Source organism: Pantoea sp. B_9 (genome assembly GCF_008632015.1).
Lineage (GTDB): Bacteria > Pseudomonadota > Gammaproteobacteria > Enterobacterales > Enterobacteriaceae > Pantoea > Pantoea dispersa.
Genome location: NZ_VWVL01000001.1, coordinates 98,370 through 120,056, shown reverse-complemented (window position 1 = coordinate 120,056; position 21,687 = coordinate 98,370). Strand labels below are relative to the sequence as shown.

The 21,687-nt window shown below is 57.1% G+C and carries 25 protein-coding genes; 12 read left to right on the top strand and 13 right to left on the bottom strand.

Annotation, left to right across the window (positions count from 1 at the left end; translation table 11 throughout):
* Window positions 1-218: 218 nt before the first annotated feature.
* The 3 genes from yebS to rsmF all read left to right on the top strand — a co-directional run bounded on the left by yebS (window position 219) and on the right by rsmF (window position 5,603).
* Entirely contained in the window at window positions 219-1,463 is a 1,245-nt protein-coding gene (gene yebS / locus F3I21_RS00555) for a membrane integrity lipid transport subunit YebS (protein ID WP_058771236.1), read from the top strand.
* Complete coding sequence (locus F3I21_RS00550; RefSeq protein WP_058757747.1) at window positions 1,432-4,065, top strand: PqiB family protein; 2,634 nt, start codon at window positions 1,432-1,434, stop codon at window positions 4,063-4,065. Before yebS ends, F3I21_RS00550 begins: the two co-directional genes overlap by 32 nt.
* A 113-nt stretch (window positions 4,066-4,178) precedes the next feature.
* Window positions 4,179-5,603: a 16S rRNA (cytosine(1407)-C(5))-methyltransferase RsmF gene (rsmF, locus tag F3I21_RS00545; protein ID WP_150057905.1), complete on the top strand. Its 1,425-nt coding sequence runs from the start codon at window positions 4,179-4,181 to the stop codon at window positions 5,601-5,603.
* A gap of 6 nt (window positions 5,604-5,609) precedes the next feature.
* Here the strand turns inward: rsmF and F3I21_RS00540 are convergent, their stop codons facing one another.
* Window positions 5,610-6,257: a metallophosphoesterase gene (locus F3I21_RS00540; protein ID WP_127834766.1), complete on the bottom strand. Its 648-nt coding sequence runs from the start codon at window positions 6,255-6,257 to the stop codon at window positions 5,610-5,612.
* A gap of 251 nt (window positions 6,258-6,508) precedes the next feature.
* On the opposite strand from F3I21_RS00540, the gene F3I21_RS00535 reads away from it, so the two are divergent.
* Window positions 6,509-7,240 carry a trans-aconitate 2-methyltransferase gene (locus F3I21_RS00535; protein ID WP_058757750.1) on the top strand — a complete coding sequence of 244 codons (732 nt, stop codon included), beginning with the start codon at window positions 6,509-6,511 and terminating at the stop codon, window positions 7,238-7,240.
* A 234-nt stretch (window positions 7,241-7,474) separates the two neighbouring features.
* Here the strand turns inward: F3I21_RS00535 and F3I21_RS23115 are convergent, their stop codons facing one another.
* Window positions 7,475-7,645 (bottom strand): hypothetical protein, encoded by a 171-nt coding sequence (locus tag F3I21_RS23115; RefSeq protein WP_165899336.1) that lies wholly within the window; start codon window positions 7,643-7,645, stop codon window positions 7,475-7,477.
* 386 nt (window positions 7,646-8,031) lie between these two features.
* Here F3I21_RS23115 and F3I21_RS00530 point away from each other — a divergent pair, with 386 nt between their 5' ends.
* The 4 genes from F3I21_RS00530 to F3I21_RS00520 all read left to right on the top strand — a co-directional run bounded on the left by F3I21_RS00530 (window position 8,032) and on the right by F3I21_RS00520 (window position 9,708).
* The gene (locus F3I21_RS00530; RefSeq protein ID WP_021510007.1) at window positions 8,032-8,262 is read left to right on the top strand and encodes a hypothetical protein; all 231 of its coding nucleotides are present in this window, start codon (window positions 8,032-8,034) and stop codon (window positions 8,260-8,262) included.
* A 75-nt stretch (window positions 8,263-8,337) separates the two neighbouring features.
* The gene (locus tag F3I21_RS00525; protein WP_058757753.1) at window positions 8,338-8,730 is read left to right on the top strand and encodes a YgiW/YdeI family stress tolerance OB fold protein; all 393 of its coding nucleotides are present in this window, start codon (window positions 8,338-8,340) and stop codon (window positions 8,728-8,730) included.
* A 69-nt stretch (window positions 8,731-8,799) separates the two neighbouring features.
* The gene (locus F3I21_RS23110; protein ID WP_058774586.1) at window positions 8,800-8,970 is read left to right on the top strand and encodes a hypothetical protein; all 171 of its coding nucleotides are present in this window, start codon (window positions 8,800-8,802) and stop codon (window positions 8,968-8,970) included.
* Window positions 8,971-9,147: 177 nt separating this feature from the next.
* The gene (locus tag F3I21_RS00520) at window positions 9,148-9,708 is read left to right on the top strand and encodes a diguanylate cyclase (RefSeq protein ID WP_223815606.1); all 561 of its coding nucleotides are present in this window, start codon (window positions 9,148-9,150) and stop codon (window positions 9,706-9,708) included.
* A 110-nt stretch (window positions 9,709-9,818) separates the two neighbouring features.
* Here the strand turns inward: F3I21_RS00520 and F3I21_RS23490 are convergent, their stop codons facing one another.
* The 4 genes from F3I21_RS23490 to F3I21_RS00510 all read right to left on the bottom strand — a co-directional run bounded on the left by F3I21_RS23490 (window position 9,819) and on the right by F3I21_RS00510 (window position 11,121).
* Window positions 9,819-9,947: a hypothetical protein gene (locus F3I21_RS23490; RefSeq protein WP_021510004.1), complete on the bottom strand. Its 129-nt coding sequence runs from the start codon at window positions 9,945-9,947 to the stop codon at window positions 9,819-9,821.
* A gap of 253 nt (window positions 9,948-10,200) precedes the next feature.
* Entirely contained in the window at window positions 10,201-10,350 is a 150-nt protein-coding gene (locus tag F3I21_RS23300) for a hypothetical protein (protein WP_223815600.1), read from the bottom strand.
* Window positions 10,351-10,370: 20 nt separating this feature from the next.
* Window positions 10,371-10,583, bottom strand: coding sequence for a cold shock domain-containing protein (locus F3I21_RS00515; RefSeq protein ID WP_150057903.1), 213 nt, complete (start codon window positions 10,581-10,583; stop codon window positions 10,371-10,373).
* 379 nt (window positions 10,584-10,962) lie between these two features.
* Complete coding sequence (locus tag F3I21_RS00510; protein ID WP_223815598.1) at window positions 10,963-11,121, bottom strand: hypothetical protein; 159 nt, start codon at window positions 11,119-11,121, stop codon at window positions 10,963-10,965.
* 324 nt (window positions 11,122-11,445) lie between these two features.
* On the opposite strand from F3I21_RS00510, the gene F3I21_RS23295 reads away from it, so the two are divergent.
* Window positions 11,446-11,670 (top strand): hypothetical protein, encoded by a 225-nt coding sequence (locus tag F3I21_RS23295; RefSeq protein WP_150057898.1) that lies wholly within the window; start codon window positions 11,446-11,448, stop codon window positions 11,668-11,670.
* Between the two features lie 469 nt (window positions 11,671-12,139).
* On the opposite strand, the gene F3I21_RS00500 is transcribed toward F3I21_RS23295, so the two are convergent.
* From F3I21_RS00500 to copC, 3 genes are read right to left on the bottom strand one after another with little or no spacing between them, the layout of a single operon-like run.
* A complete protein-coding gene (locus tag F3I21_RS00500) occupies window positions 12,140-12,487 on the bottom strand; it encodes a YebY family protein (protein WP_059009741.1) in 348 nt (115 codons plus the stop codon).
* A gap of 28 nt (window positions 12,488-12,515) precedes the next feature.
* Entirely contained in the window at window positions 12,516-13,397 is an 882-nt protein-coding gene (copD, locus tag F3I21_RS00495; RefSeq protein ID WP_150057896.1) for a copper homeostasis membrane protein CopD, read from the bottom strand.
* Window positions 13,397-13,774, bottom strand: coding sequence for a copper homeostasis periplasmic binding protein CopC (copC, locus tag F3I21_RS00490; protein WP_150057894.1), 378 nt, complete (start codon window positions 13,772-13,774; stop codon window positions 13,397-13,399). The genes copD and copC overlap by 1 nt, the downstream gene beginning before the upstream one ends.
* Before the next feature lie 153 nt (window positions 13,775-13,927).
* Between copC and F3I21_RS00485 the strand changes: the two genes are divergently transcribed.
* Both F3I21_RS00485 and exoX read left to right on the top strand, forming a co-directional pair.
* Entirely contained in the window at window positions 13,928-14,158 is a 231-nt protein-coding gene (locus F3I21_RS00485) for a DNA polymerase III subunit theta (RefSeq protein WP_010616356.1), read from the top strand.
* A gap of 3 nt (window positions 14,159-14,161) precedes the next feature.
* Window positions 14,162-14,830, top strand: a complete 669-nt coding sequence (gene exoX, locus F3I21_RS00480; RefSeq protein WP_021509985.1) for an exodeoxyribonuclease X — start codon at window positions 14,162-14,164, stop codon at window positions 14,828-14,830.
* Here the strand turns inward: exoX and F3I21_RS00475 are convergent.
* Both F3I21_RS00475 and F3I21_RS00470 read right to left on the bottom strand, forming a co-directional pair.
* A complete protein-coding gene (locus tag F3I21_RS00475) occupies window positions 14,824-16,887 on the bottom strand; it encodes a prolyl oligopeptidase family serine peptidase (protein WP_150057891.1) in 2,064 nt (687 codons plus the stop codon). The two genes, exoX and F3I21_RS00475, sit on opposite strands and share 7 nt — an antisense overlap.
* A gap of 119 nt (window positions 16,888-17,006) precedes the next feature.
* Window positions 17,007-17,648 carry a tellurite resistance TerB family protein gene (locus tag F3I21_RS00470; RefSeq protein WP_021509983.1) on the bottom strand — a complete coding sequence of 214 codons (642 nt, stop codon included), beginning with the start codon at window positions 17,646-17,648 and terminating at the stop codon, window positions 17,007-17,009.
* Between the two features lie 161 nt (window positions 17,649-17,809).
* Here F3I21_RS00470 and purT point away from each other — a divergent pair, with 161 nt between their 5' ends.
* Window positions 17,810-18,988 carry a formate-dependent phosphoribosylglycinamide formyltransferase gene (gene purT / locus F3I21_RS00465; RefSeq protein WP_150057889.1) on the top strand — a complete coding sequence of 393 codons (1,179 nt, stop codon included), beginning with the start codon at window positions 17,810-17,812 and terminating at the stop codon, window positions 18,986-18,988.
* Between the two features lie 85 nt (window positions 18,989-19,073).
* Here purT and F3I21_RS00460 read toward each other — a convergent pair whose 3' ends face one another.
* A complete protein-coding gene (locus F3I21_RS00460; protein ID WP_058757515.1) occupies window positions 19,074-19,721 on the bottom strand; it encodes a bifunctional 4-hydroxy-2-oxoglutarate aldolase/2-dehydro-3-deoxy-phosphogluconate aldolase in 648 nt (215 codons plus the stop codon).
* Window positions 19,722-19,999: 278 nt separating this feature from the next.
* Window positions 20,000-21,475 carry a glucose-6-phosphate dehydrogenase gene (gene zwf, locus F3I21_RS00455; RefSeq protein WP_150057887.1) on the bottom strand — a complete coding sequence of 492 codons (1,476 nt, stop codon included), beginning with the start codon at window positions 21,473-21,475 and terminating at the stop codon, window positions 20,000-20,002.
* Between the last annotated feature and the right edge of the window lie 212 nt (window positions 21,476-21,687).

Sequence of the window (21,687 nt, the reverse complement as noted above, 5' to 3'; positions counted from 1 at the left end):
TGTTTAACCATAACTCATCACTGGCGTGACCTTGTTGTCACTCAGTTGTTAAAATAAGCACTAATAATCCAACCCCACAAGGTGAATCATTGTGTTAGTTACTATACCCTTAGCACGCTATGCTTGAGACTATTCTCGTACCATAGATTGATGCAGACAGACGAGCTCTGCTCCGCATGCCGGTAACTGTAACGAACAATGGGCCCCTTGCGTCATTTATGAAAATTCACGCCATCAGCCAGACGTTGCCCCACGCACGTTATCAGCGTTGCCCGCAATGCGATACCCTTTTTTCCTTACCGGATGTGAAATCGCATCAGTCGGCTTATTGCCCGCGCTGTCATGCCCGTATTCAGAACGGTCGCGACTGGTCAATGACGCGGCTCACCGCCATGGCCGTCACGATGATCGTACTAATGCCGTTCGCCTTCAGCCTGCCGCTGGTGGATATCCGCCTGCTTGGCATGCGCATCAACGCCAGCCTGCTGGAGGGCGTGCTGCAGATGGCGCAACAGGGCAACGTGCTTACAGCCGCCATGGTGGCGTTTTGCACGATTGGCGCGCCGGTGACGCTGGTGGCTGGCATTTGCTATTTGTGGATTGGCCACGCGCTCGGCATGAACCTGCGCCCGGTCCTGCTGATGCTGGAGAAGCTCAAAGAGTGGGTGATGCTGGATATCTATCTGGTCGGCGTGGCGGTGGCATCGATTAAGGTGCAGGATTATGCCGCGCTGGAAGTCGGCTACGGGCTGGTCGCCTATATCGCGCTGACCATCATGAGCCTCCTGACGCTGATTCATCTCAACGTGGAGGAGCTGTGGGAACATTATTACCCGCAGTCGGTGCCGCACGAACCGCCCGAGCGGTGGCAGGTTTGCCTGAACTGCCACCATACCGGTATGCCCGATGAACGCGGACGCTGCACGCGCTGCCATACGCCGCTCGATTTTCGCCGCCGCCACAGCCTGCAAAAATCCTGGGCGGCGCTGATCGCCTCGATTGTGCTGCTGATCCCGGCTAACCTGCTGCCGATTTCGGTGGTGTACGTCAACGGTGCGCGGCGCGAAGACACCATTTTCTCCGGGATTCTTGGCCTCGCCTCCGGTAACGTGCCGGTGGCGGCAGTGGTGTTTATCGCCAGTATTCTGGTGCCGTTTACCAAGGTGTTAGTGATGCTGACACTGTTGCTTAGCATCCATTTTAAGTGTGAACAGGGTTTGAAAACCCGCATCCGTCTGCTGCGTGCCGTCACCTGGGTGGGCCGCTGGTCGATGCTGGATCTGTTCGTCATTGCTTTAACCATGTCGCTGGTCAATCGTGACCAGCTGCTGGCTTTTACCATGGGACCTGCCGCCTTCTACTTTGGCGCGGCAGTCATCCTGACCATTATGGCCGTTGAGTGGCTCGATAGCCGCCTGATCTGGGATGCACATGCAACAGGAAACGCCGACTACACCGACTAGCGCTAATCTGCGTAATAAACGCAAGATTTCGCCGTTCTGGCTTTTGCCCATTATCGCCCTGCTGATTGCCGGCTGGCTGTTATGGACCAATTATCAGGAGCGCGGCACCACCATCACCATCAACTTCCAGACCGCGGACGGCATCGTGCCGGGCCGCACGCCGATTCGCTATCAGGGCGTGGAAGTGGGCACCGTGCAGGGCATTGTGCTGAGCGATGACTATCGCAGCATTCAGATCAAAGCCAGCATCAAGAGCGACATGCGCGATGCGCTACGGGAGAACACCCAGTTCTGGCTGGTGACGCCAAAAGCCTCGCTGGCGGGCGTCTCCGGGCTGGATGCGCTGGTGGGCGGTAACTACATCGGCATGATGCCCGGCGACGGCAAAGAGCGCGATCACTTCACCGCGCTGGATACCCAGCCGAAATACCGGGTAAACACCGGCGAACTGCTGATTCACCTGCACGCGCCCGATCTCGGCTCGCTCAACACCGGTTCGCTGGTCTATTATCGTAAAATTCCGGTCGGCCGCGTCTATGACTACAGCATCAACGGTAATACCGATGGCGTGACCATCGATGTGCTGATTGAGCGGCGCTTTACCAACCTGGTGAAAAAACAGAGCCGCTTCTGGAATGTCTCGGGCGTTGACGCCGATGTCAGCCTGAGCGGCGCCAAAGTGAAGCTGGAGAGCCTGGCCGCGCTGGTGAATGGCGCGATTGCCTTTGACTCGCCGGACAGCGGCGAACAGGCCAACAGCGATCAAAACTATCAGCTCTATTCGGATCTGGCACACAGCCAGCGCGGCGTGCTGATTTCGCTCGATCTGCCCAACGGCGACAACCTGAAAGCCGACAGCACGCCGCTGATGTATCAGGGGCTGGAAGTGGGCACCCTGACCAAACTGACGCTGCTGCCGGGCGGCAAAGTGTCCGGCGAGCTGACGATCGATCCCTCCGTCACCGGCCTGATGCGCAGCGGCACGCGGATTGAGATGCGCGCGCCGAAACTCAGCCTGACCGACACCAGCCTGAGCAGCCTGCTGACCGGTAATACGCTGGAACTGGTCCCGGGCGAGGGTGAGCCGCAGGATCACTTCAGCGTGCTGCCGGCCAGCGAAACGCTGCTGCAGAAGCCGGATGTGCTCACCGTTCAGCTCAGCGCGCCGGAAACCTACGGTATCGACGCCGGACAGCCGGTAATGCTGTATGGCGTGAAGATCGGCCAGGTAATTTCGCGCCGGCTGGATGAAAACGGCATCAGCTTTGTGGCGGCCATCAATCCGGAGCACCGCCAGCTGGTACACGCCGACAGTAAGTTCATCGTTAACAGCCGTCTCGACGTTAAATTTGGCCTCGACGGCATGCAGGTGCTGGGTGCCAGCGCGCGCGAATGGGTCGACGGCGGTATCCGGCTGGTGCCGGGTGCGAAAGGTCAGCCGTCCAGCCGCTATCCGCTGTACGCCGACTCAGAGCGCGCGGCGGAAGGCATTACCGGCGATCAGCCGCCGACCACGCTCAAACTGACCGCCAACAGCCTGCCGGATGTACAGGCCGGCTCGGTGGTGCTGTACCGCAAGTTCCAGGTCGGTGAAGTGGTGGATGTGGTGCCGCGCGCCGATGCGTTTGAGATTTCGGTCCATATCCAGCCGCAGTATCGCAAGCTGCTGACCAGCGAAAGCGTGTTCTGGGCCGAAGGTGGTGCCAAAGTCCAGCTTAACGGCAGCGGTCTGACCGTGCAGGCTTCACCGCTGAACCGCGCGCTGAAAGGCGCAATCAGCTTTGATAACCTGACGGGCGCGCAGGCGGCGAAAGGCGCTAAGCGCGTGCTCTATCCGTCTGAAACCGCCGCGCGTGCGGTGGGCAGCCAGATTACCCTGCACACCTTTGATGCCAGCAAACTGTCGGCAGGCATGCCAATCCGCTACCTCGGCATCAACGTCGGTCAGGTGGAGTCGCTGGCGCTGAGCCAGGATAACAACCAGGTGGTGGCGAAAGCGGTGCTCTATCCGGAGTATGTGCAGGACTTCGCGCGCATCGGCAGCCGCTTCTCTGTTGTCTCGCCGGAGATTTCGCCCGCCGGCGTTAATCACCTGGAAACGCTGCTGCAGCCGTATGTGAACGTGGACCCGGGCAAAGGCGCGCTGGCGCGCAGCTTTGAGCTGCAGGAAAGCACCATTACCGACTCGCGTTACCTTAACGGGCTGAACATCTATGTGGATACTACCGAAGCCGGATCGCTGTCGATTGGCACGCCGGTGCTGTTCCGCGGTGTAGAAGTCGGCACGGTAACCGGCACTTCGCTGGGTAACATGGCCGACCGCGTGCAAATCGCGCTGCGCATCAGCAAAAAGTATCAGCATCTGGTGCGCAACAATTCGGTGTTCTGGCTGGCCTCCGGTTATAACCTCGACTTTGGCCTGATTGGCGGCGTGGTGAAAACCGGCACCTTCCAGCAGTTCATTCGCGGCGGCATCCAGTTTGCCACACCACCGACGGTGCCGCTGGCGCCACAGGCCGGTGCCGACAAGCACTTCCTGCTGCAGGATGAAGCGCCAAAAGAGTGGCGCAACTGGGGCACGGCGATTCCGTCGCCAAACTAAGACAACGGGCAGCCTGCGGGCTGCCCGACTTATTTGCGCCGGGGATATTGCGCACGGCTGTACCTGAGCCGGGCTCGGCGTTACACTTCGCCCTCACTTTGTTAGTCCGGTAGATATCCGTGTCCGATCGTTTTCCTGAAGATTTTCTCGCGCTGATGCGCACCAGCCTGGCCGACGAGGCCGAACTCGAACGCTTTCTCGCCATCAGTCAGCAGCCGCTGCGCCGCAGTCTGCGCGTCAATACGCTGAAAATCAGCGTGGAGGATTTTCTCACGCGCGTGGCGGGCTACGGCTGGCAGCTGACGCCGATTCCGTGGTGTCGGGAAGGCTTCTGGATTGCGCGTGATGACGAATCGCTGCCGCTCGGCAGCGTCGCGGAACACCTCAGCGGTCTGTTCTATATTCAGGAAGCCAGCTCAATGCTGCCGGTCAGCGCGCTGTTTGACGCCGCGCCGGATGTCCGCCAGGTGATGGATGTGGCCGCTGCGCCGGGCTCTAAAACCACGCAGATGGCCGCGCTGATGCGCAATCAGGGCGCGATCCTCGCCAATGAATACTCCGCCAGCCGGGTGAAAGTGCTGCATGCCAATATCAGCCGCTGCGGCGTCAGCAATGTGGCGCTGACCCATTTTGACGGGCGCGTCTTTGGTGCCGCGCTGCCGGAACAGTTCGATGCCATTCTGCTGGATGCGCCCTGCTCCGGCGAGGGTGTGGTGCGCAAAGATGCTGACGCGCTGCGCAACTGGACGCTGGCCAGCACCGAGGCCATCGCCGCCACCCAGCGCGATTTAATTGACAGCGCTTTTCACGCGCTGCAACCGGGCGGCACGCTGATTTACTCGACCTGTACGCTCAATACTATCGAAAACCAGCAGGTGATTGCCTGGCTGCAGCAGCGCTATCCGCAGGCGCTGGAAATTGTGCCGCTCAACGATTTGTTCGCTGGCGCCGAACGCGCGCTGACGCCGGAAGGCTTCCTGCACGTGTTTCCGCATATCTTCGACAGCGAAGGCTTTTTCGTCGCGCGGCTGCGCAAAACTGCCAGCGTGCCGCCATTGCCGGCGCCGACCTACAAACTCGGCAAGCTGCCCTTCTCGCCTGCCAGCCGCAAGCTGGTGGCGGAGGTGGCGCAGGCCGCGCACAAGGTGGGACTGCACTGGGATGAGAGCCTGACGCTGTGGCAGCGCGACAAAGAGCTGTGGCTGTTCCCGGCGGCGCTGGAGAGCTGGCTCAGCAAAGTGCGTTTCTCACGTATCGGTCTCAAACTGGCGGAAACCTTCCCGAAAGGCTTTCGCTGGCAGCATGAAGCGGTGGTGGCGCTGGCGCAACCGGACAGCGCGCTGGCGTTCGAACTGGACGAAGCGCAGGCGGAAAGCTGGTATCGCGGTCAGGATATCCATCCCGACACGCCGCCCGTGCGCGATGAGGTGATTGTCACTTACCAGCAGCAGCCGCTGGGCCTGGCGAAACGCGTCGGAAGCCGCATCAAAAACAGCTATCCGCGTGAACTGGTGCGCGACGGCCGGCTGTTCCGTTAACAACCATTACTGCAATTGCACCAGCGTCAGCCGGTTGCCAAATACCGCGCCGGTATCAATGTAATGCTGATTCGCGGCGTTAAGCGGCTGCTCCAGCGGCGTATGGCCAAAGTAGAACGCACTGGCGCCGGCGATCGGCTGCGAGCGGCCGCGCTGATGGCGAGCGAGCCGGTCGCGGCTCCAGACGACCTGATGCCAGTCGACATCCTGTCCCAGTGCATAGGCACTGGCAGGATAGTCGGCATGAGCAATGACGATGACGCGCTCCTCGAATTGCAGATGTAATATCAGCGGCAGTTCGGCACAGCGCTTCAGCGCATGACGCGCGGCAATCAGCCGCGCACCGCTCAGCTGCCAGAACCAGTCCCCGCCGTTCATCATCCACAGCATCGGATCGTCGCCCTGCAGCGCATCGAGCGCCATCTGCTCGTGATTACCGCGCACGCAGCGGAACCACGGCTCTTCAAGCAGTTGCAGACAGCCGAGGCTGTCCGGCCCGCGGTCGATTAAATCCCCGACCGATAGCAGCAGATCCTGTTGCCGATCAAAGCCCTGCCGCAGCAGCTGCGCATCAAGCTGCGCGCGGCAGCCGTGCAAATCACCGACCACCCAAATATTGCGCCAGTTATTTGCACGCAGCGTCTGATAAAACATGTAATCTGCCCCGGTTGACTGGAAGTTTAGTAAACCCGGCATAAAGTATAGTCCGGTGAGGGGTAGCCGCGGAGGCATCAGCGTGAGCAGTCGGAAACAGTTTGTTGGCATCCTCGTGATGATTTTTATTGGCAGCCTGCTGCTGCTGGAGTCGCTCGCGCGCCTGGTGCATCTGCTTTTTGTTGGCTGAGCGGTGTTTCATGCCGCGCTAAACGCTTACACTCCTTTGCATCTTACTGAAAGGAGTCGCCATGAGTCAGAATATCTACGATAACCCCGAATTTTTTGCTGGCTACGCCACCCTGCCGCGTTCGGTCAACGGACTGGACGGCGCGCCCGAGTGGCCCGCGCTGCGGGCAATGCTGCCTGAGCTGCGTGACCAGCGCGTGCTGGATTTGGGCTGCGGCTACGGCTGGTTTTGTCGTTACGCGCAGCAGCAAGGCGCGCGTGAAGTTGTGGGGCTGGATGTGTCAGAAAAAATGCTGGCGCAGGCCGCTGCCATGACCGATCGGCCCGGCATCACTTATCAGCGCGCTGATCTCGAAACCCTGCAGCTCAGCAGCACTTTTGACGTGGTGTACAGTTCGCTGGCACTGCACTATCTCAGTCATATCGACGCCCTGTTTGCCACAATTTTTCATGCGTTACGTCCCGGCGGCGCGCTGGTGTTTTCATGCGAGCACCCGATCTATACCGCTCCGCGTCAGCAGGAGTGGTTCATTGATGATGCCGGGCAGCGCAGCTGGCCAGTCAATCAGTATCAGCAGGAAGGGGAAAGGATCAGCAACTGGTTTGCCGCTGGCGTGAAGAAGCAGCACCGCAAGCTGGCAACGTGGATCAATGCGCTGATTGCCGCCGGTCTGGTGATTGAACGGCTGGATGAGTGGGGTCCGGATGTACAGCAGGTAGCGGAGAATCCGGCGCTGGACGAGGAGCGCGAGCGTCCGATGCTGTTTTTGCTGGCGGCGCGCAGGCCGCTGTAAGGTTTTCAGCAGTGGCTGCATCCTGCAGCCCTGTGAAAATTCCCCCCGGCGCTTATCTCCGGCACTCAATCAAGGTGTTAGCTCTGTAAGGGACGGCACCTACTGTAACGCTTAAGATTATTCCGAACAAGTTAAATGATATTAACTATCATTCTCAACTATTGATCTGGCACGCTGTCTGGCTGAGTCAACGGTGCATATCACAATCACACTACTGCTATGGCCAATCTATGCCTAACGCGTGATTAAAAAGATCGCCAGCATAAAACCGACAAACAAACCGGCAAAGGTCAGCAAACCGGTGCGCGGCGTTTTGGCCTGACCGACAATCGCGCCGATAAAAATGCTCAGAATGGTGAGCGTGCCAATCATTACCCAGAGAAGATAGTGTGTATTTGCTGCCATGCGAAATCCTGTTAAGCGGCCATCAATCAATGCGCCCTGTTATACCATTTTTCGCTGTGGCTGGCTGCTGCAAATATCCGCTGCGTTGCGCTCAGCATGCCAATGCATCGTATGTGACAACGTCACTTGCGTATTATCTCACGCAATGTTATTGCGCTTAATAAATGCGCTAATTGAGCAAATAAAGTCCGGCAACAAGGGTACCGACGGAAATAATATGGAATAGCTCAGTCATGGTAGCGACCTCAATTTAATGCCTGTACGACTCAGTCAAGAACAGCATCTGCCGTTCGTCAAATCATCACCGCCTGCATTAAGCGCAGCCGATGGCATAAATACCAATCGATGCTTAACTGAATACGTACCCATAAGACAGGAGGAAAGCCATGAGCCAGTCTGCATTAGCCACCTACCTTGCGTTAAGCGACGACGACCTCAATGAGATGGGCATCCGTCCGGACACGCTGTTCGAAGCGCAGCCCGACGATAACGGCGCCGCCGGTTACTATTTCAACGTACCGGACACCACGCCGCAGCGCGTGCTAGGGCAGAAACGCTGGTCGCTGGGCGATCGCATCGACATTCCGGCCAGCGTGCTAAATAACGATTCAGCGTAACGGCTCCCGCGATGCGCGATCCTGTGCCAGGCTTAAGTCATTGTGGAATGTTGCAATCAAGAGGGAATGATTATGATGAAAAAAACGGTACTGGCGTCACTGCTGATGGTGTTTAGTCTGGGCGCTATCGCTGAACAGGGCGGCTTTGAGGGCGGTAAAACCCCGCCGCCGCAGAAACAACAGGACGCCGGTTATAAAGGTTCTGAAGACACTGGCCAGACGCATATCGAACAGATTCGGGATTTTCGTCAGGGCGGCTATGTCACGCTGGAAGGTTATATCGTTAAAAAGCTAAGCGGTGATAATTATCAGTTTCGCGACAGCACCGGCACCGTGACCATTAAGGCTGCAGCCGATACCTTCAAAGGCAAAACCTATAACGCCGAGGATCAGGTACGGGTAAGCGGCAAAGTCTATGGCCGGGGCGAGAATACCCGTGTGGATGTTGCACGTATCGAAGAACCTTAATGCATTATTCTCCGGTCCGCCGTCGCGTGTGCGGCGGACATTATCATCCCCTTCGCAGGAAATCATTGCATGAAGAGCCTGTTTGCCAGTCTGTTAATCCTCTCCACCCTGACCGCGCTGGCTGGCTGTCAGCAACCTGAACGGCCAATTGGTCCGGACGGACGTCCTAATGTCCCTGCAGAACAACCGGTGCCCGGCGGTCCAATGAGTAAGGGACCGGTAGGCCAACCGCAGGCCTGACCGTTAGCGGCATCAGTACTTACCGCGCCCTGCCCTGAAAATTTATTGTCCTTATTGCCGCCGGGTATTATTACCGGCGGCATTTTTACGTCTGGCTTAATTAACGCCCACCACCATTACCCTGATTAAATTTTCATGGCTATGCTTGGTTATTACGCTGAAATAAAGGATATGCTGATGCACAGTCTTGATCCACAAATTTTGCTGTTACTCTATTTTGCCCTACCGGTTTGGCTTATTGCTGGCTTTGCCGACTGGCTTTGTCATCGTGCAACAGAAATAGAGCATACCTCCGGCGTTAAAGAAACGTGGATACATATTTTAATGTTTCTGGAGATGGGCACTCCGCTGCTGCTGGCATTATTTCTTGAGGTGAATGCGCTGATTATTGCGCTAATGATCGTGCTGTTTTTTTGTCATGAAGCCACTGCGTTGTGGGACGTCAGCTATGCGGTGAAAAGCAGAAAAGTGACGCCGGTCGAACAACACATCCACAGTTTTCTCGAAATGGTGCCGCTGATGGCGCTGCTACTGGTGATCTCCCGTCACTGGCCGCAATTTCTCGCGCTAATTGGGGTCGGCAATGAAGCGCCCCGGTTTACTCTTACGCTACGTGCCGATCCGCTGCCGCAGGGTTATATTATTGGCGTACTGTGCGCAATCGTGGTGTTTGAACTGCTGCCTTATCTGGAAGAATATCTGCGTACCCGGCGCGCGAAGAAAAACGCCTCAACGTGAACAGCATAAACCACCGCGCTGAATGGAAATGTGGATGATTGGGGAAGCTATTGATTCCACCACAGCCAATACCCACATGATAAAAAAACCTCCCGCGGGAGGTTTATCGATTAGATCGGTTTTTGCCCATCGTCTTCAGGCAATCCGGTGCCGGTATCATCATCGTCATCAAGCGGCTCTTCGCCGGGCACCTGCGCATCATCAGGCAGCGGAGTGACATCATCGGGTCGTTCTGACATAAGCACCTCCATACCCCACATTGGGTAATAACTAGTTTAGTAGCGTTATCCTTCAGCCCGGCGGGTTTATCACGCATCTGTGAATTAAGCGTAAGAAGTAAATTAGTCAGCGATTTACGCTTTGCTTATCGCCAGGCTTCAGCTAGTAACCATAAAAAAGGCCACCCGAAGGTGACCAATAATAGGGTACTCGCTGCGTTAGTCATCAGGTGTGGTTATTAATTTATTTCGCCACATGAATAACACAACTGAATTAATTCGCTTCTTTCATCACATACAACGACGAGGCAATGGCAATCATAATCGACTTACAAAAAATACATTTTGCGCCGAGTGGATTTTGCCTGTTCCTGTCAAAAACGGACTGGCGATATTGAGAGCCCTGACATTGTGGGCATCTCATAGCATTAATTACTGTAATAATCAGAGACCTGTAACGTTAACAGCTGACGGACCTTTAGGGCCGTTTTCCACAGAGAATTCAACTTTCTGACCGTCATCGAGTGAACGGTAGTCAGTTCCCTGAATGGCAGAGAAATGGACGAAAACGTCTTTGCTGCCGTCTTCCGGAGAAATGAAGCCGAAACCTTTCTCAGCGTTGAACCATTTTACTGTACCGAGCATTTTATTTGACATGTTTATACCTTGATAATGAGCCATATGGCATTAGAGGCTGAACCGCAGCGACACATCAGAACCTGAGATAAAACTCAAAGAGAAAGGCACAGGAAAGGCACTAACACAGATGAGAGATACAAAACGAACTAACTATGGGACTGTCTGCTTATCAGACCGGAGACGCATTAACGCACGTCTGGCGGGTAAACACAAGCGCTAATAAAATTTAATGGCCAATTAAAGGTGTAACGAAACGGTCAACGCACCGCGTTTAAAGTCTTAAGTGGATAGAATCAGTCACTATTTTAATCTCTGAAAGCCTCAGGCATTTAAAATAATTATTTTGCTGCGGCCACGACTGCCATTTTGTCTGATAAAGAGTAGATGTACATGGCATTTAGAGTTTTGCTGTGGTCATGATGTCTCGGAGCACCGTGGTGTGCATCTCGATCCACTGATTGGCCACCCGCAGTGTTTGATGCCAGCTCAGGCGGTCAAGTTCTTTGATGAGGTCGAAGGTGCTGATGATATAGCGACCGGCAACGTCGCGTTTCACCACTTGCTGAAAGCAATTATGAATTGCAACAATCGCTTAGCGCAGAAATAATGTAGTTTGAGGCAATAAAAAACTTACTTAAATGCAATCTTTCATGCCATGCTTTACCCGGAGCATTACAGAAGTATCGCGCTGCAGTGTCCGCGCGGCATTGACCCGTTTTATCTTTAAGTTGCAGGTACCGTTACCTTATGAAATGAAGCGGAAGACGCGTAGGATCTGTACGACTTTTACATCATGATAATAAATATACGACGAAATTATGAAGCCCAGAAAAACCCAGAATCTGCACACCAACCCGATTTGTCATAAGGATGCGGATAAATGAGCATAATTTTTGTTCCCCCGCTTATCACGCTTCTACTTAGCAGGGAGAGTGAGAAAGGCAGCCCACTGACTGAGGATGAAGTAAATAGCATCAGAGACGATGCGACAGCTATCAGTCTGGATAGTGAAACTGCTTTGGCGATGGCGGAGAGCCGCGGCTACCGGGATATAGACCCTGAAAATTGCTGGGCAGAGTGGTTGGCATTCAGGAGCGATAAGTAGCGTCTAAGAGTCTGGTGTCAGTGAAATACATGCCGCTTATACGCAGCGGAGAATTAGGGAAAATTTGCGCAAAGGTTGCCAGGCTACAAGAACATGTCCAGGACCAAAAAGTATCGGGATTGACGCGGTCAGGAATACGTGATGATTTAACCCGTGTATGAATATTTCGGAAAATTTCGGACATCTTAGCACAAACCTGAAAAATATCCTTTAATAACATAGATATAAAAAAAGACCCAATACGATTCCTGTATCGGGTCCAGGGAAATGGCTCGTTGAGAGCCGTGCGCTAAAAGTTGGCATTTTTGCAGGCGAGGACGCCTTGCCTTTTAAAAGTAGACCAGCATCGGTGATTTTCCAGCCAGCGGGCTTCGCCGCCGGCAAAAGCTGCCAACTCTGTGATCGGGCTGGCACTAACGGCTGGCAGGCGCAGCGGCAAAAATGTGCGCTACGCCTGAAAATGCAGGGATTATTTACCGCACAGCTGCTGGGCGCGATCGACGATCGGCTGCAGGCTCATCTTTTGTCCGGGATGCGCTTTATCGGCGGCAAGGATGGTATCGATGGACTGCAATGTGCCCTGCCCGGCATTGCCGCGCGCCAGCGCTTTATCATTCAGCGGATACTGCAGCAGCGTGCTGGGGTTAATGGCAAACAGCGCGCCATCTTTCTCGCAGGTCAGCATCACCTCTTCGCGGGTGAACGGCCACTTATCTTTGCCCATTTCAAAACGGCTGACGGTGATAATCTGCCCGGCGAACGCCTGGCTGCACAACGCCATCAATAACCCAGCTGGAATCAGTTTCTTCAGCAAAATCTCGACCTCATCTCATCTTTTAACAGATTCAGGCCGGCGAAAGCGTAGCAAACACGCTCACCAGCCCGATAACAATCAACGCCAGCAGCAGCTCGAGCTGCGTCAGACGGATAAAAAGTTTCGGTGCCCGGCTGGCGGCCAGGCGAAAACGCGGCACCAGCAGATAGCGATTAAGCAGCGCAATCAGCACCATCAGTGCCACCAGCAACGCTTTGCTCACCAGCAGCTCGCTCCACAGCGTGGCGGTCCAGTTGAGCGGCGTACCGGCAATTAGCAGGCTGTTGACCGTGCCGGTAACAATCGCCAGCGCCACGGCCAGATGACCATAGCGTGAAAAGCGCATCATGCTGCGAATGGCATCGGTGCGCCAGGCAATGTTACGCGCCTCGCGCATTAATAGCAGCAGCGGCAGCAGACCACCGGCCCAGAAGGCGGCCGCGATCAAGTGCAGCGCATGATTCCCCTGCTGCAGCAGTCCCGCCATGCCGTCGCGCATCGCCGCATGGCCGACGCCCGCCAGTGCCACCAGCTGCAACAGCGCAGTCGCCAGTAACGCCTGCTGGCGCAAATTACCACGCAGGCGCAGCGCCAGCGTGCTGAGCAGGGCAAACAGGATAACCCAGCGCCACACCGCGCCGAAGCGCGTGCCCAGCACCGCCAGCCAGACGTCGATGCTGGCGATACTGCGCCAGTCGCCGCTCATCAGCCCGGTCTGCGCCGCCAGCATCAACAGCGCACTGAGTAAACTCAGCACGGCGCTGTATCCCATCAGCCGCCGCCAGCGCTGTGCCAGCACCGGTCGGTAGCGCGCCGGCGCCAGCAGCGCGGTATAAAATGCACTGCCGGTCAGCAGAAACAGCGCCAGAAAATGCAGCGCCCGCAGGCCGATCCATAACGCGCTAAGACTCATTACTTCACGCTGAAGCTGTAACTACCTTTCGTTTTGTGGCCGTCCACTGACAGCACGTGCCAGTTGACCTGATACTGGCACGACGCCAGTGGCTGGGCGATCGGCACAATCAGCTGATCGTGCTGCTGCGGATTCAGCTGGGCTTTCTCCAGCGCCACCGGTTGTTGCTGCGCGTTGATCATTTCCACGCCGCTGAATGCCGGTTCAATATCTTCGGTGAATGTCAGGGTGAGTTGCTGCGGCGCGCGCTCCACCACGGCGTTGTCCGCCGGCACCGGGGCTTTCAGGTGGGCATGTGCCAGAGCCAGCTGGCTGAAGCCCAGCGTCGCGCCCGCCAGCAGTAGCGCGATAACGCGCCTGGATGCAGTTTTCATCATCACGTATTCCCTTTTAACTGCGGCACTGCGCCGCAAATGTGGCAGCAGGATACGCCGCTGCTTTTAGGCTGTCGAGACTTGCGGTGCGATCCAATTCCCTTGATCCAGCAGGGCGAAACCATTATTTTTGCCCCTGTTTATCAGGAGAAAAGCATGAGCCAAAACCTTGCCCTGCTGTCGCAGGAAGAGAAAGACAAAGTAAACGTCGATCTCGCCGCCGCTGGCGTGGCGTTTAAAGAGCGCTATAACATGCCGGTGATCGCCGAGATGGTGGAGCGCGAGCAGCCGGAAGCGCTGCGCGACTGGTTCCGTCAGCGCCTGATGGCCTATCGCCAGGCATCGCTCAGTCTCTCCCGCCTGCCCTACGAACCTAAGCAGAAATAATTTATGTTACGCGTAATCGATACGGAAACCTGTGGCCTGCAGGGCGGCGTGGTGGAAGTGGCGTCGGTGGATGTCATTGACGGCCAGATCGTCAATCCGATGAGCGATCTGATCTGCCCGGATCGGCCCATCAGTCGTCAGGCGATGGCGGTGCACCGCATCACTGAAGCCATGGTGGTAGGCAAACCGACCATCGAAGAGGCGATTGGCCGCTATCACGGTAGCCCGCACTATGTGGCGCATAACGCCAGCTTTGACCGACGCATGCTGCCGACGATGCCGGGCGAATGGATCTGCACCATGACGCTGGCGCGCCAGCTGTGGCCGGGCATTAAATACGGTAATCAGGCGCTGCGCCACAGCCTCAAACTTGAGGTGTCGCCGCCGGATGATCTGCACGCGCACCGCGCGCTGTACGATTGCTACGTCACCGCCGCGCTGCTGATCCGCATTATGGAAACCTCCGGCTGGAGCGCCAGCGAGATGGTGAGTCGCTGCCAGCCGGCGCCGGTCAGCGACGAGGTGTTCCCGTTTGGTAAGTATCGCGGTCAGAGCATCGGCAGCATCGCGCGTAAAGATCCGGGCTATTTGCGCTGGGTACTGGAAAACGTACGTGATTTGCGCGCGCCGCTGCGGCAGACGCTGCGCAAATACGTTAAGGACACTCAGTAATCGCTGCGTGGCGGCAGCGTGCCCTGCGCCAGAGCGATCAGGAAAGTGAACTCCTGCGCCACGCCTTCATAGGATTTATAACGTCCTGACTTGCCGCCGTGGCCGGAATCCATATCGGTGCAGAGTAACAGCAGCGCATCGTTGGTGCGCAGCTCACGCAGCTTTGCCACCCACTTCGCCGGCTCCCAGTACTGTACCTGCGAATCGTGCAGCCCGGTGGTCACCAGCAGGTGCGGATACGCCTGCGCCGTCACGTTGTCATACGGGCTGTACTGGCGGATGTAGCGATAGAATTCCGCCTGCTCCGGATTGCCCCACTCATCATATTCACCGGTGGTCAGCGGAATCGACGGATCGAGCATGGTGGTGACCACATCGACAAACGGCACCTGAGCGATTACGCCGTGAAACAGCTGCGGTGCCATATTCAGCACGCCGCCCATCAGTAAGCCTCCGGCACTGCCGCCCATCGCGTAGAGCTGCTGCGGGTTGCCGTAGCCTTTCGCTACCAGCGCTTCAGTGACATCAATGAAGTCGGTGAAGCTGTTCATTTTATGTTGCAGCCGGCCATCGTCATACCACTGCTGGCCCAGCTCGCCGCCGCCGCGCACGTGGATAATCGCGTAGATGAAACCGCGCTCCAGCAAACTGATGCGGCTGGTGCCGAAGCTGGCCTCCATGCTGCTGCCATACGCGCCGTAGCCGTACGCCAGCAGCGGATTGGCGCCGCGCTGAAAGTGTTTGCGGTGATAAACCAGCGAGACAGGCACTTCCGTGCCGTCGCGCACCGTGATCCACAGGTGTTCACTTTTGTAGTCGGCAGAGTCAAAGCCCGGCACCGGGGTTTGCTTGAGAATGCGCCGCTCGCCGGTCTCCATGTTCAGTTCGAACAGTGTAGTCGGCGTCGTCATCGACGAGTAGCCGTAGCGCAGCGAGTCACTTTCCGGCGTGGGGTTGTAGGCCAGCCAGGTGACATAGGCCGGATCGTCAAAGGCAATACCGTAACTTTCACCGCTCGCCCAGTTAATCTGTCGCAGCGTGTTAACCCCGCGCTGACGCTCTTCTACCACCAGCCAGTTACGAAACAGCTGGAAATCTTCCATCACCACGTGGTCGCGCGGCGGAATCAGGGTTTGCCAGCGATCTTCTGCCAGCCACGCGCTGCGGTACAGGCCGAAATTTTTGCCGTCGCGGTTGGAGCGAATGAAGAATTGGTGATCATAGTGATCGATGCTGTATTCATGATCGCGCCGCCGCGGACAAAACACCTGCGGCTGTGCGTCCGGATATTCCGCGTCAATCAGCAGAATTTCACTGGTAGTTGTGCTGAACAGCGCGATCAGGATGAAGTGTTCCGAGGTGGTTTTATGCACGCTGAGGTGGAAAGACTCATCCTGCTCTTCATACACCAGCTGATCTTCCGACTGCGGATGCCCCAGTTCGTGACGCCACACCTGATAAGCCAGCAGCGTTTTCGGATGCTTGCGTACGTAGTAGAGGGTGCGTGAGTCGTTGGCCCACGCCACGCTGGAGGACGCGTCGCGCAGCACCTCCGGATACCAGCTGCCGCTGTTGAGGTTACGAAAGCGGATGCCGTACTGGCGGCGCGACAGAAAATCTTCCGCCAGCGCCATCACCTGGTTATCCGGGCTGATATCCAGCGTGCCCATGGTGTAAAAATCACTGTGCGCGGCGCGCTGGTTGCCATCTAATAGCAGCTGCCACGGCTGGTCGGCGGGCGCATCCACCGGCTGGCGGAAATAGGCCGCGTACTCATTGCCGACTTCGTAACGGCTTTGATAGCGGTAGCCGCGTTTAACGTACGGTACCGAGTGGTCCTGCGCCGGTAGCCGATCGATGATCTCCTTCAGCACCCGATCCTGCAGCGCATCCTGAGAAGCCATCATCGCTTTACCGTAGCGGTTTTCCGCCTCCAGATAAGCCAGTACCTCGGGGTTTTGCCGGTCATCATCACGCAGCCAGAAATAGTTATCGGTGCGCGTTTCGCCGTGTAACGTCATGTGGTGGGGGATTTTTTTCGCTTGCGGCTGATTCATTACAGAGTTTCTCCCTGAAAGACGACATCCTGCAAGCGTGGCACTTCTGGCTGAGGAAGCCAAGCCGGAAACGCACGCGAAGTGTAACCGGAGGCCGCCGCAACCGCCTCCGGCGTGACTCAGGCCGCTTTTTCCGCCGCGATGTCGCGCTGAATACCGTCGCGCACGTCCTGCGGGATTTTCAACGCATCACCGAGCGCGGAGAGATAACTGCGCTCCATGAAATGATCGACATCGATCGCCGCACAGCTGAGGAAATAGAGCTCCAGCGCTTCCTCTTCGTTTTTCACGTCGGCGGCCAGCCACTGCGGATCGAGCGGACGGTTCATTGCCTGCTGAATCAGCGCTTCCGCCTGCGCCCCGTAACCGGCCTGATGGATATTCTGCTCGATGGCCGTGCGCTCGCGATCGTCAATGTGCCCGTCGCTTTTCGCAGCAAACACCAGCGCGGTGACCAGTCGCTCCGCGCGCTGGTCGAGCGGCGTCTGCAGCTGGCCAAACGCAGGCTCACCCTGATGGGTTTCCCGCACGCGCTGCTTGTATTTATTCCACAGCACCGCGCCTGCCGCCGCCCCGCCACCGACCAGCAGCGCGGTGCCACCGTATTTGGTTAACAGCTTGCGCGACGATTTGCTGGCAACCAGTAAACCCGCCAGGCCACCCAGCGCGCCGGGTGCCAGCATATCGCTCAGGCCGCCTGATTTGCCGTCACCGCCCTTCTTTGCCAGAACCGATTGAATTTGCTGCAGCCAGTTACTCATCGTTTAACTCCTGTTTAAGTTTCCGCTCACTATGCTGCCGCACGCTGTGTCAGTTAACGTCAGAGCCGGCAAAGTATGGCAAAGCCGGACGTGCGCAATGCGTGAGTGCGCAAACGTTTTCGTTTATACTGCGCGCGCATTTTGACTGCTAAGGTGAAATTATGACGACTCTTGGAACCGCGCTGCGTCCTGCCGCAACGCGTGTCATGCTGTTAGGTTCAGGTGAATTAGGTAAAGAGGTGGCGCTGGAGTGTCAGCGTCTCGGGGTGGAAGTGATCGCCGTCGATCGCTATGCCGATGCCCCGGCGATGCACGTTGCGCATCGCAGCCACGTCATCAACATGCTGGACGGTGACGCACTGGCGGCGCTGATTGCGCAGGAGCAGCCCCACTTTGTGGTGCCGGAAATCGAAGCCATCGCCACCGAAAAACTGCTGGAGCTGGAAGCGCAGGGGCAAAAAGTGGTGCCGACGGCCCGTGCTGCACGTCTGACCATGAACCGCGAAGGCATTCGCCGTCTGGCGGCAGAAGAGCTGGCGTTACCGACCTCAACCTATCAGTTTGCGGATAGCAAAGAGCGTTTCGTCGCGGCCGCGCACGAGATCGGTTTCCCCTGCATCGTAAAACCGGTAATGAGCTCCTCCGGTAAAGGCCAGAGCTTCATTCGCGAAGCCAGCCAGCTGGATCACGCCTGGGATTACGCGCAGCAAGGCGGACGCGCGGGCGCGGGCCGGGTGATCGTCGAGGGCGTCGTGAAGTTCGATTTTGAAATCACCCTGCTGACCATCAGCGCGGTGGACGGCATCCACTTCTGCGCGCCAATTGGTCATCGTCAGGAAGACGGTGATTATCGTGAATCCTGGCAGCCGCAGCAGATGAGCGAACTGGCCCTGCGGCGCGCACAGGACATCGCCGCTAACGTGGTGAAAGCGCTCGGCGGTTACGGCCTGTTTGGCGTGGAGCTGTTTGTGTGCGGCGACGAGGTGGTGTTCAGCGAAGTCTCTCCACGTCCGCACGATACAGGTATGGTGACGCTGATTTCGCAGGATCTCTCTGAGTTCGCGCTGCACGTGCGCGCCTTCCTCGGCCTGCCGATTGGCGGCATTCGCCAGTACGGTCCGGCTGCTTCGGCGGTGATCCTGCCACAGCTCGATAGCCACAACGTGCAGTTTGTGAATGTGGAAGCCGCACTTGGCGCCGGTTTGCAGCTGCGTCTGTTTGGCAAGCCGGAAATTGCGGGGCAGCGCCGTCTGGGTGTCGCGCTGGCGACCGGTGACAGCACCGATGATGCCGTGGCCCGCGCCATTGCCAGCGCCGCAGCCGTGCAGGTTCAGGGCTGATTGACCGGGTGGTGACGCAGCGCCATCACCACCCGCAAAAATTGACCGCTGCCGCGTTGCAGTTACGCGGCAGCGCTATTCGCGATCAGCGGGGTGAAGCCGCACCTGCCACAGCCTCACGCGCCAGCTGCGTAATGCGATCCCAGTCGCCGCTCTCCAGCGCATCGTTTGGCACCAGCCACGAACCGCCAATACACAGCACGCTTTTCAGCGCCAGATAGTCTCGATAGTTGGCCGGTGAAATGCCGCCGGTCGGGCAGAAACGCACCTGCGGGAATGGACCACCAATCGCCGCCAGCGCTTTGACGCCACCGTTAGCCTCTGCCGGGAAGAACTTGAACTCGCGCAAACCATAATCCATGCCGACCATCAGTTCCGACACGGTGCTGATGCCTGGAATCAGCGGCACCGGACCTTCCACCGCCGCCTTGAGCAGTGGTTCAGTGAGCCCCGGGCTAATGACAAACTGCGCGCCGGCGTCGGTCACTTCTTTCAGCTGCTGGGTATTGATCACCGTGCCGGCACCCACAATCGCTTCCGGAACTTCTTTGATCATTGCCCGCAGCGCATCCATCGCCACCGGCGTGCGCAGCGTCACTTCCAGCACGCGCACGCCACCTGCGACCAGCGCTTTGGCCATCGGCACCGCATGTTCCAGCTTGTTGACGACAATCACCGGCACAACCGGGCCGGTAGTCAGAATCTGTTCCGCACTCGTTTTCCAGTTCTTCATTACGTTTCCTCAGGAGAGACAGCCCGACGCGCGGTCACGCTGTCAGAAAGAGAGCCCTACCATACAAGATCGGCCGGACGGACGTCTATTGGATATCATCAATTTTTGAAACTGCGGTTCATTTTTGAATGATTGCCTGGTGCGCATCATTCCGCATCCGTCTGCAGAGTCGCCATTCATGGCGACCAGGATAAACCCTGCTGACTGAAAACAAAACGCCCCTGGCGAACAGCGCAGGGGCGTAAATATAAACTTCTCAGTCAGCGATGCAGGAGCGGTTATTCAAACTCGTTCCACGAACGGCCGTCGCGGGTGATCATCGCCACCGAGGCGACCGGGCCCCAGGTGCCGGCCTGATACGGTTTGGAGGCGTCGCCATCCGCATTCCACGCTTCAATAATCGAATCGACATAGGTCCACGCCGCTTCAACTTCATCGCGGCGCACAAACAGTGCCTGAATGCCGCGCATGGTTTCCAGCAGCAGACGCTCGTAGGCATCTGCCAGATGCGACTGATTGAAGGTTTCGGAGTAGCTCAGATCCAGCTTGGTGGTCTGCAGCTTGTGCTTGTGATCGAGACCCGGCACCTTGTTGAGGATCTCAATATCCACGCCCTCGTCCGGCTGCAGACGAATTGTCAGCTTGTTCTGCGGCAGCTCGGCGTAAGAGTCCTTAAACAGGTTCATTTCCGGGTTTTTGAAGTACACCACCACTTCTGAGCACTTGGTCGGCAGACGCTTACCGGTGCGCAGGTAGAAAGGCACGCCCGCCCAGCGCCAGTTATCGATATCCACGCGGATGGCGACGAAGGTTTCGGTGCTGCTCTGCTTGTTAGCTCCCTCTTCTTCCAGGTAGCCCGGCACTTTTTTGCCCTGCACAAAACCGGCAGTGTACTGACCGCGTACGGTTTTCTCGCGCACGTTGGTCTGGTCGATGCGACGCAGCGAGCGCAGCACTTTCACCTTCTCATCACGAATCGCGTCAGCACTGAGATCGGACGGCGGCGACATGGCGATCATGGTCAGGATCTGCAGCAGGTGGTTCTGGATCATGTCACGCATCTGGCCGGCTTTATCGAAGTAACCCCAGCGGCCTTCGATACCCACCTCTTCCGCCACGGTGATCTGCACGTGGTCGATGGTGCGGTTGTCCCAGTTATTGACGAAAATCGAGTTGGCAAAACGCAGCGCCAGCAGGTTGAGCACCGTCTCTTTACCAAGGTAATGGTCGATACGGAACACCTGGCTTTCATCGAAGAATTTACCGACGCTGTCGTTGATCTCCTGCGAGGTCTCCAGCGAGGTGCCGAGCGGCTTCTCCATCACCACGCGCGCCGGTTTGGCGTTGAGTTTAGCGGCGCCCAGGCCTTCACAGATGGCGCCAAAGGTGCTCGGCGGCATGGCAAAGTAGTTGATGGTGACGCGGTTTTTCTGATCCAGCATCTTGCCCAGTTTCGAGAAGTGCGAGGTGTCGTTAACGTCGAGGTTGCAGAAGTCGAGACGGCCGCTGAGTTTGCCCCACAGCGCTTCGTCAATCTTCTCCTTCATGAAGGTTTCCAGCGCTTCACGCACCACTTTGGTGTAGGCCTCTTTGTCCCACTCCGCGCGACCCACGCCAATAATGCGTGTGGTATCGTGAATCTGACCGGCTTTCTCCAGCTGATACAGTGAAGGCAACAGTTTCCGGCGTGCAAGATCGCCTTTGGCACCGAAAATCACCAGATCGCATGCCTGGGCTGTTTGTGTTACCGCCATTTTCCTCTCCTCGTTGCAGGATATACCCGGCCTGAGCGTCCTCATCCTGCCGGGTCCTTATTGTAATTTTCTTACAGCACAATGTACTTTTTTCACCGCGCCAGGACAACCCGGCTGCGGTCGGTTACAGGTGATAATCCTGCACCGCCGGGTCGCATTTAACGTGTTGCGAAGTGCGCTAACGCGCCTTTTTCTGTTTCGATGTTTGTCGG